At 70.9% G+C, this 1,280-nt stretch carries 1 protein-coding gene; it reads left to right on the top strand.

Translation table 11 applies throughout. The features are described from left to right. A partial coding sequence (locus AB0D10_RS46360; protein ID WP_360269173.1) for a condensation domain-containing protein occupies window positions 1-1,280 on the top strand: 1,280 nt, incomplete at both ends.

The raw sequence follows: 1,280 nt of genomic DNA, 5'->3' as shown, positions 1-1,280 counted from the left end.
ACCGAACGACCCCGCCCCCTCCCCCTCTCCTTCGCCCAACAACGCCTCTGGTTCCTCGGCGAACTGACCGGCCCCAGCGCCGCCTACAACATCCCGGCCGTGCTCCGTCTCACCGGCACCCTCGACCACGACGCCCTCCAGGAAGCACTCCGCGACCTGATCACCCGCCACGAAGCACTGCGCACGCTCTTCCCCGCAACCGACGGGCAGCCGCACCAACACGTGCTCCCCGCCGACCGCTCCACCGTCCGGCTCACCGTCACCGAGACCACCGAGCCGGAGCTGGCCGCCTCCGTGGCCCGCGCCACCGGACGGGCCTTCGACCTCGCGACCGAACTCCCGGTCAGGGTCGAGCTGTTCGCCCTCGCACCGCAGGACCACGTGCTGGTGGTGACGGTCCACCACATCGCGGGCGACGGGTGGTCCATGGCCCCGCTCGGCCGCGACCTCTCGTCCGCCTACACCGCGCGCCTCGACGGCCGGGCACCCGCGTGGTCGCCGTTGCCGGTGCAGTACGCCGACTACACGCTCTGGCAGCGCGAGCTGCTGGGGTCGGAGGAGGACCCCGAGGGCCTGCTGGCGGGGCAGTTGGGGTACTGGCGGGAGGCACTGGCCGAGCTGCCGGAGGAGCTGACGCTGCCGTTCGACCGTCCGCGTCCGGCCGTCGCCACGAACCGGGCGGAGACGGTCGAGCTCATGGTCCCCGCCGAGCTCCACACCGAACTGCTGGACCTGGCCCGCGAGGAGGGCGTCACGCCCTTCATGCTGCTCCAGGCAGCGCTTGCGGTGCTGCTCTCCCGGCTCGGCGCCGGGCAGGACGTCCCGATCGGCACACCCATCGCCGGACGCACCGACGACAACCTCGACGACCTGGTCGGCCTCTTCGTCAACACCCTGGTGCTGCGCACCGACCTCACCGGCAACCCCACCTTCAGCGAACTGCTGAGCCGCGTCCGGGAGACCGCACTGGGGGCGTTCGCCCACCAGGACGTGCCCTTCGAGCGCCTGGTCGAAGAGCTTGCACCCGTACGCTCGATGGCCCGCCACCCGCTCTTCCAGGTCATGCTCAGCCTGCAGAACAATGCGCAGGCGATCCTCGACCTGCCGGGCATCGAAGCCGAGGCCGTCTCCGGTGACCAGCAACTCGCCAAGTTCGACCTACAGTTCGACGTCACCGAGCAGGTCGACGGGCTGGCGGTGCGGATCGTCTTCGCGGCCGAGTTGTTCGACCGGTCGTCGGTGGAAGTCCTGGGACAGCGCTGGCTGCGCGTCCTCACCGC

Origin of the sequence: Kitasatospora sp. NPDC048545 (genome assembly GCF_040651155.1) — a bacterium.
Taxonomy (GTDB): domain Bacteria; phylum Actinomycetota; class Actinomycetes; order Streptomycetales; family Streptomycetaceae; genus Kitasatospora.
This window is presented reverse-complemented; position numbering and strand designations above follow the sequence as displayed.